General features: G+C 59.5%; 7 protein-coding genes. 3 read left to right on the top strand and 4 right to left on the bottom strand.

The features are described from left to right. Positions 1-409: 409 nt before the first annotated feature. The gene (locus K0F75_RS09905; RefSeq protein WP_219061685.1) at positions 410-1,216 is read left to right on the top strand and encodes an SDR family oxidoreductase; all 807 of its coding nucleotides are present in this window, start codon (positions 410-412) and stop codon (positions 1,214-1,216) included. A 29-nt stretch (positions 1,217-1,245) separates the two neighbouring features. Beyond that, positions 1,246-2,520: a beta-ketoacyl-ACP synthase II gene (gene fabF, locus K0F75_RS09900; RefSeq protein WP_219061684.1), complete on the top strand. Its 1,275-nt coding sequence runs from the start codon at positions 1,246-1,248 to the stop codon at positions 2,518-2,520. A gap of 166 nt (positions 2,521-2,686) precedes the next feature. On the opposite strand, the gene K0F75_RS09895 is transcribed toward fabF, so the two are convergent. Continuing rightward, positions 2,687-3,250 carry a TetR/AcrR family transcriptional regulator gene (locus tag K0F75_RS09895; protein WP_219061683.1) on the bottom strand — a complete coding sequence of 188 codons (564 nt, stop codon included), beginning with the start codon at positions 3,248-3,250 and terminating at the stop codon, positions 2,687-2,689. Positions 3,251-3,490: 240 nt separating this feature from the next. Here K0F75_RS09895 and K0F75_RS09890 point away from each other — a divergent pair, with 240 nt between their 5' ends. Then, the gene (locus K0F75_RS09890) at positions 3,491-4,444 is read left to right on the top strand and encodes an AraC family transcriptional regulator (RefSeq protein ID WP_219061682.1); all 954 of its coding nucleotides are present in this window, start codon (positions 3,491-3,493) and stop codon (positions 4,442-4,444) included. 257 nt (positions 4,445-4,701) lie between these two features. Here the strand turns inward: K0F75_RS09890 and dsbG are convergent, their stop codons facing one another. From dsbG to dsbD, 3 genes are read right to left on the bottom strand one after another with little or no spacing between them, the layout of a single operon-like run. Next, on the bottom strand, positions 4,702-5,469 hold the full coding sequence (gene dsbG, locus K0F75_RS09885) for a thiol:disulfide interchange protein DsbG (protein ID WP_219061681.1): 768 nt from the start codon (positions 5,467-5,469) through the stop codon (positions 4,702-4,704). After that, on the bottom strand, positions 5,466-6,302 hold the full coding sequence (locus K0F75_RS09880; protein ID WP_219061680.1) for a TlpA family protein disulfide reductase: 837 nt from the start codon (positions 6,300-6,302) through the stop codon (positions 5,466-5,468). Before K0F75_RS09880 ends, dsbG begins: the two co-directional genes overlap by 4 nt. Continuing rightward, complete coding sequence (gene dsbD, locus K0F75_RS09875; RefSeq protein ID WP_219061679.1) at positions 6,302-8,044, bottom strand: protein-disulfide reductase DsbD; 1,743 nt, start codon at positions 8,042-8,044, stop codon at positions 6,302-6,304. The genes K0F75_RS09880 and dsbD overlap by 1 nt, the downstream gene beginning before the upstream one ends. Positions 8,045-8,156 lie beyond the last annotated feature (112 nt).

Here is an 8,156-nt window from a genome sequence, read left to right as displayed (position 1 = left end):
TAAGTCGGGGAAGCCGTTTGACCCAAAACTGGCGCTTGCTCATTGAGGGTCAAGACGGTATCTACCTGGATGCGCGACCGCCCTATCAAAAAATCGGTAACCATTTGAAATATAGGATTATTTGTAGGAGCTGACTTGTCAGCGAAGACCATTCAGCGCCGGTCCACCTGCCGCACCTCGATCCAACACCCGCTAGCAGATGATCATGGCTACAGGGTTAGACCCGAACCCGCCGGAAGCCCGTGCCGGGCTTATTCGCAGACAAGTCAGCTCCTATGCCCCCGGCAGAATCCATTCCCTGTAGTGTCTTGACACGTTTGATGTTGGTTGACATATAATCTAGAAAATTACGAGCGTAATATTAAATGCGTCTTCCGCTACGGGGCCTTCAGCGCCCAGGAGAATTGCAATGAGCACCTTGAACGCAAAAGGCACGGCCCTGATCACTGGCGCTTCTTCTGGTATCGGCGCTACTTATGCCGACCGTTTCGCCAAACGCGGCTACGATTTGTTGTTAGTTGCGCGCGATCTGGATCGCCTCGAATCCTTGGCAACGCGACTGCGCAGCGAAACGGGTGTAAAGGTAGAGGTCCTGAAGGCGGACTTGACCGATACGGCTGATTTGCTGAAGGTCGAGCAGCGTTTGCGGGGCGATGCGTCTATTTCGCTGTTGCTCAATAACGCAGGTGTGGCGTTTGCCGGTACGTTGGCCGAGGCGGATCTGCAGGGGGTGGATCGTATGATTCAGCTCAATGTGGTGGCGTTGACACATTTGGCGTCGGCAGCGGCGCAGGGGTTTTCCACGGTTGGGCGCGGCGCGATCATTAATGTGGGTTCGGTGGTGGCGTTGATGCCTGAGCGTTTCAATGCGGGGTATGCGGCGACGAAGGCGTATGTGTTGAGTCTTACCCAGTCGTTGAGTGAGGAGATCAGTCCGTTGGGTGTACAGGTTCAGGCTGTGTTGCCCGGTGCAACGCGTACTGAGATCTGGGAGCGTAGCGGGATGGATGTGAATAAGTTTCCGCCGGAGATGGTGATGGAGGTCGGCGAGATGGTGGATGCTGCGCTGGCGGGTTTTGATCAGGGCGAACGGGTGACCATTCCTTCTCTGGCGAATGCAGCGGACTGGGAGGCTGCGATGGCGGCCCGTGGTGCGCTGGGTCCTGGTTTGTCTTTGAGCAGTGCGGCGGCTCGTTACAAAGCTCCGGTTGCTTGAGCTTCTATTTTAAAGTCGAGGGTTATTGCATGAGCGAACGCCGAGTCGTAGTGACGGGCATGGGCCTGGTATCACCTTTGGGCAGTGGCGTGGAGGCGGTGTGGCAACGCTTGTTGGCGGGCCGTTCCGGGGTGATTCGGTTATCGGAAGAGGTGGTGGCCGATCTGCCGGGCAAGGTCGGTGGCGTTGTGCCGTTGATCGCCGATGACGCCGAGGCAGGGTTCGACGTGGACGCTGCTGCGCCGCCTAAAGAGCAGAAGAAGATGGACCGCTTCATTCTGTACGCACTGGCGGCGGCCAAGGAGGCGGTGGCTCAGGCAGGTTGGGTTGCTGACAGCGAAGACGCTCAGGAGCGCACGGCGACCATCATTGGTTCTGGTGTGGGAGGTTTCAGTGCGATTGCCGAGGCGGTTCGGATCACGGACAGCCGTGGCCCGCGTCGTTTGTCGCCGTTCACGATCCCTTCGTTTCTGGTCAACCTCGCAGCAGGCAATGTTTCGATCCAGCATGGTTTCAAGGGGCCGCTGGGCGCGCCTGTGACGGCGTGCGCGGCGGGTGTTCAGGCGATTGGCGATGCGGCGCGGATGATTCGTTGTGGCGAGGCAGATATTGCCGTTTGCGGCGGTGCTGAGGCGGCGATTGATCGCGTGAGTCTGGGCGGATTTGCGGCGGCGCGGGCGTTGTCCAGTGCCTTCAATGACACGCCGGAGCGTGCGTCGCGTCCGTTTGATCGTGACCGCGATGGGTTTGTGATGGGTGAGGGCGCAGGGATTCTGGTGATTGAGTCGCTGGAACATGCGTTGGCGCGTGGGGCTAAGCCGATTGTCGAGTTGGTGGGGTATGGCACCACGGCTGATGCCTATCACCTGACCGCGGGGCCGGAAGATGGCAGCGGGGCCCGGCGCTCCATGCAGGCGGCGATTCGTCAGGCGGGGATTCAACCTTCCGAGATCCAGCATCTCAATGCGCACGCCACGTCCACGCCGGTGGGCGACAAGGGGGAGATGGCGGCGATCAAGGCGGTGTTTGGTGATCAGGCGTCGATTGCCGTGACGTCGACCAAGTCAGCCACCGGGCATTTGCTCGGCGCGGCGGGCGGGATCGAGGCGATCTTTACGGCATTGGCGATTCGCGATCAAATTGCGCCAGCCACCCTCAATTTCGACAATCCCGATGAAGCGGCGCAGGGCCTGGATATCGTCCACGGCGCGGCACGGCCAATGGCTATTGAATATGCCTTGTCCAACGGGTTCGGGTTTGGTGGGGTCAATGCGAGCGTGTTGTTTCGGCGTTGGCACGATTGAGGGGGTGGGGCGATGTCTATTCTGTAGACGCTGACTAGTAGCTACGCGTCCCGCTGCGAAGGTCAGACAACCTGGAGGGGCAGGCGATCCGAGGCGTATGGCCTTCGCAGACAAGTCAGCTCCCACGGCCTGTCGGCCAGAAGCGGCGGGGTGTGTCAGTGAATAATCAAGCGGTGGCTTGCTGCTTCAGCCACTCACGCGTGGTGTCGAGGATTTGGTCGGACAGCTCGGGGTCATTTGCGCTGCGCGACAGTAGCAATGCACCGACCAGGGTCGAGAGCATGACGATGCTTTGCTCGCGGGCACGAGTTTGGTCGGGCAGGGTGTTTTCGATGGACTTGAGCCGGGACTGGATAACTTCATCGGTCGTCGGACTGGCCTGTCCGCGTTGGCCCAGCTCCGCAGACATGGTCGGCAGCGGGCAGCCTTTATCTGGCGAAGCACGGTGCTCTGACGACAGGTAGCTGTCTATAAAGGCTACCAGCGGGCTTTCCTCTGCGAAAAGATTGTTGCAGTGATCAGCAAGATCGTCGGCAGCCTTGCGCAGGGATTGTTCGACCAGGTCATCTTTGGATTTGAAGTGAGCATAAAAGCCGCCATGGGTCAGGCCCAAGGCTTTCATCAGCGGTTGCAGGCCTGTGGCGCCGATGCCATCACGCCGAAAGCGCGCAGACGCTTCCTCGACGATTCGTTGATGCGTTTGGGCTTTATGGTCTTCCGAGTAGCGCATTGCTGGAGCCTCCCGTTTAGGGCTCATGAGATGGTGTATGTCATTTTTACATGGATGCGCAACATGCTGCATCAAACATTCACTGGACAGTTGCCCGGCTATCAGTTGATTGCAGAGAGTGTTCGGTGATCGGACAGTCGTCTGTTGTTTGCCCGCTATCTCCAGTACCCTCTTATAGTGCCAATGCCCGGATCTTCCGGGCACTGTGAGCAACTACAAAAAAAGATGGGTGTGTGGTGTATGCAAAGCCTTCTGCTTAACGAAAAGAGCATGGTGTTTGAGCGCGCCGACCCTTACGCGGTGTCGGAATACGTCAATCAGCACGTCGGTTCCCACTGCATCCGGCTGCCTGCAACATCAAGGCCGCAGGCCAGTCTTAATCACACTAAATTCGCCAGTCTCGACCTGTGCCGCATCAGTTATGGCGCCAGTGTCCACGTGACGTCTCCCGCGCTTGAAACCATCTATCACCTGCAAATTCTGCTGCGGGGTCAGTGCCTGTCCAAATCCTATGGGCAGGAGCATTACTTCGCGCCGGGCGAGTTGCTGTTGATTAACCCGGACGATCCGGTGGACCTGATGTATTCCGCCGATTGCGAAAAATTCATTCTCAAGTTGCCGCTGCCTTTGCTCGACCTGACCTGCGCCGAGTTACGCTGGCATAAGCCAAGCGAAGGCATCCGTTTTGCCTCCAATCGCCATAACCTGGCCGAGCTCGATGGTTTTATGAGCCTGTTGGGGTTGGTCTGTCAGGAAGCGGAAACGGACCTGGTGTTGCCTCGGGTTCGTGAGCATTACACCCAGATTATTGCGAGCAAACTGCTCTCCCTACTGGGCACCAACGTCAACCGCGAAACGCTTGACGTGCAGTCCGCGCCATTCGAACGACTGGCCCAGTACATTGCGCAAAACCTCAAGCAAGACATCACTGTCGAGTCACTGGCGCAGTTGAGCCACATGAGCATTCGGTCGCTGTATGCGCTGTTCGAACGCCATGCGGGCACCACGCCGATGAACTACATCCGCAGCAAGAAGCTCGAACGCATCCAGGCCAGTTTGTCCGACCCGAGTCACGGCGTGCGCAACCTGACCGAAATCGCTCTGGATTACGGCTTCCTCCATCTGGGCCGCTTCGCCGAGTACTACAAGAATCAATTTGGTGAGTTGCCTTCGGTGACGTTGAAACGCCGCTGACCTCTGTGGAAAATCCCGCGCTGCCGTGCTTGCTGGAAGCCCGTGCCGGGCTTATTCGCAGACAAGTCAGCTCCTACCTATCAAAAGCATTGTGTCCACTGTCCCGCCCTGGCCGCATCTGGTAGGAGACAGACTTGTCTGCGAATCGGCTGCGAAGCAGTCGCAAAATAGCTGGATTCACCATCACATGAAGGTCCTCCTGGTCGGACGCGACCCCGGCCTTTTCGCAGGCAAGTCAGTTCCATATCCTGCCAGGGTTATTTGGGCCCCATTATTGTGCTCAGCGTCTCAGGCGATGGTGCGCCTTGTTGCTGTTGCAGGTGGCCTTGGTCGTCGAGGTAGAAGATGGCCGGGGTGGCGGACAGGCCCAGGTCGGTCATTAATTTCAGGTTGGCGTCGAGCTGGGTCTGGAGCTCTTTCGGGATGGTTGCCAAGGGTTTGAGCGGGCTGCTTTTGCCAGCGCTTTCGTGAGCGTTAAGCGCGGTTTCGGGGGATTTGTCGGCCAGGAGCGTGGCGGATTTGGCGGCGCTGTCTTCGCGGATAATACCGACCATGATGTGCCGCAACTGTACTTTGCCAGCCTTGACCCATGGTCGTGCCTGCTCCCAGAACATGTTGCAGTAAGGGCAATTCGGGTCACTGAACAGATAGATCACTCGGGGCGCGGTCTTGCTGCCGTCGGCGATCCAGGTGCTGTTCTCCATCTTGTTCCAGACTTCTTTCGCCATTGGTGCATACACCAGCTTGTCCAGCGGCGCCTTGCTCAAGTCCTTGCCTTTTTCGTCATACAGATTGCCGGCCAGCACATGTTTGCCATCCGGTGTCAGGTAGAACGCCATGCCTTGGTTCTGATACTCGGCGGCATACCCACGCAGGCCATCCGGGGCATCGAAACTGCCGACGATGCGCGCGCCCTTGGCTTCCAGCGCCCGGATCGGTTCGGGCCATGTTTCGGCGTGCAGCAGCGAGCTTTGCAGGGCGATCAGGCTGATGGAAACGGCTAAAAAGTGACGGGGTAATGTCATGGGATAGTCCTTGAGCGTGAAGAGGGCGCATTGCTGTCGACGCTATCGAGGTAGCGCGCCAGGCTGGCGTTGGACAGTTCGCCGAGGTGGCTGCCGCGCAGGCGGCCATCGGCGGTATAGAAAATGGTGGTAGGCAGGGCCATGGAGCCGACGCTTTGCGCCAGTTTGCCGCTGCCATCGAACAGCACGTTGCGCAGATGCAGGCCTTGGTCGGCGATAAAGCCTGCGACGGTCTGCTGGCTTTCGGCTTGGTTAACGAACAGGAAGACCACGTCCTCGCGTTCTGCCTGTGCCTTTTGCAGCACCGGCATTTCCCGGCGACACGGTGGGCACCACGTTGCCCACAGGTTGATGACCAACGGTTTGCCTGTGTAATTGGCCAGTTGCACCGACTCTCCGGCGGCATTGCGCAAGGTCATCTCTGGCAGGCGCGCGCTTTCCTGGTAGATGTTCAGGCCCATGGTTGCCAGCAACCAGAACAGTAAACCACTGCTCAAGCCCAGGCCCAACGGTCGACGCAATGCGTGCTGACGCCAGCCGCGCCAAAGGCCGCCGAGTATCACTGCCAGCACGCCGGGCCAGATCAGAAAGCCACCGTCGCGAATGTCGATGATCTGCCAGAGTTCTTCGCGGAACTGTGGCCAGTAAGCGATCACAAACCCCAGCCGCGCGACGAGTAGACCGAGCACGAACAGGCTGAAGAGCGCTGATTCGGGATTGACGCCGCCACGTTTGGCGACACGCCAGCCGACCAGGGTTGCCAACCCCAGGGCGACGATCAGCAGCACGTGGTTCATCGCGAGGGCGAAGGGGCCAATCGAGACACTCAACATCAGCCACGCTCCCGGGTTGCTTGCCAGTGTTGCAAAAAGGGCTGGGCGTCCACCTCGCCGGTGATGCGTCGGTCACGCCGCTCTTCGCCCGTTGGACTTATCCACAGCAGGCTCGGCGGCCCCGGTACTTGATAGCGACTGAGGAGTTCGCGGCTGGCGGCGTTGTCGGCAGTAACATCCAGGCGTAGCAGGCGTACCTCTTTCAATGCAGTCAGCACCTCGGGTTTTGCGAACACCTGTTTCTCCATGACCTTGCAGGACACGCACCAGTCGGCATAGTAGTCGAGCAACACCCATTGACCTTGCGTCTTTGCGGCGTCGAGTTCGCGCTGAAGGGCTTCGGGTTCATTGACTGTGGTGAACGCGCTATGTTCAACGGCGTTTTGCACCGTTGCCCCCTGCGTGGCGTTGTATACCTGCAATGGGCGCAACGGATCTTCGGCGCCGCCTGCCGCGCCGATCAGCATCAAGGCTCCCCAGAGCCCGATCACCAGTCCGCCGGGGCCGAACAGGATCGCGGCGCGTTTGAGTTGCCGAGCCTGCATCACGGCGGCATAGGCCGCGACCAATAGCAGAACACCGCACACCCCGACCCACAGCGCCTCATCCAGCAGCGGTCGTACCATGATTAACGCGGTGCCGAGGAACAGAAAGCCGAACACGCCTTTGAGCAGGTTCATCCAGGCGCCCGGTTTCGGCAGGAAGCGATTGCCCACCGTGACCAGCAGCAAGAGCGGCACACCGATGCCCAAGCCCATGGCAAACAACACCAGACCGCCGTGCAGCGCATTGCCGCTTTGTGCGATGTAGAGCAACGCGCCGGCCAGCGGTGCGGTCATGCAAGGGCCGACCATCAGCCCGGACAAGGCACCCAACACCCCGGCACCGACCAGACTCCCGCCTTGACGCTGGCGCCCGGCACTTTCCAGTCGATCACGCAGGGCGGCGGGCAGTTGCAGTTCGAAAAGGCCGAACATCGGTAGCGCCAGAATGACAAACAGCGCGGCGAAACTGCCGAGCAACCAGGGTTGTTGCAACAGCGCTTGCAGGTTGGCGCCCAGCAGCGCGGCCAGTACACCGAGACCTGCGTAGATCAGCGCCATGCTCAGCACATAACTGCTGGCCAGGGCGAGCCCGCGTTTGGGGCTCGCACCACTGCCGACCACCACGCCGGCCAGAATCGGCAGCATCGGTAACGAGCAGGGGGTAAAGGCCAGTAGCAGGCCCAGGCCAAAGAAAATCAACAGGCTCCAGCCGAGTGCACGTTGCTGCAGGCTACTCGCCAGTGCCTGGTCCGGCGCCTGGGGAATGCCTAGATTGACGTCGCTGTTGCCGCCCAGGTCGAGCACTTTGTTTTGCGGTGGGTAACACAGCCCGGCGTCGGCGCACCCTTGCCAGCTCAGTTTCACTTGCCCGCTGGCGGAGGTGGGGATCAGTAGCGCCAGGGTAGTGCGATAGACCTCCTGTTCGCCAAAATACTCATCGCTGTGGGCCTCGCCTTCAGGCAGCGCGGGCCTGTTTTCCGGCGACAAGCCCTCGAATTTCAGTCGCTGCTGATACAGGTAATACCCTTCACTGATGCGCCAGTGCAGGCGCGTCTCGCCCGAGGCCAGGCGCTTGGAGCTGAACGTAAACGCCTTGTCCGCGGGCAGAAAGTCCGCCTGAGCGAAAGGGTCGGTGCTCGGGAGTGCCTGGGCCAGGGCGGGTATCAGGTAAAAGATAAACAGCCAAAAAATCCGCATGAACAAAAAAACCTTGAAGTGACAGATGCGGCAAGGATGCGGCCTGTCGATTAAGCGAGCGTTAATGGCTTGGCGTGAGTACTGTCTTCGACACTGCGGAGTCTCTTACCGG

Origin of the sequence: Pseudomonas sp. UMAB-08, from assembly GCF_900095225.1 — a bacterium.
Taxonomy (GTDB): domain Bacteria; phylum Pseudomonadota; class Gammaproteobacteria; order Pseudomonadales; family Pseudomonadaceae; genus Aquipseudomonas.
This window is presented reverse-complemented; position numbering and strand designations above follow the sequence as displayed.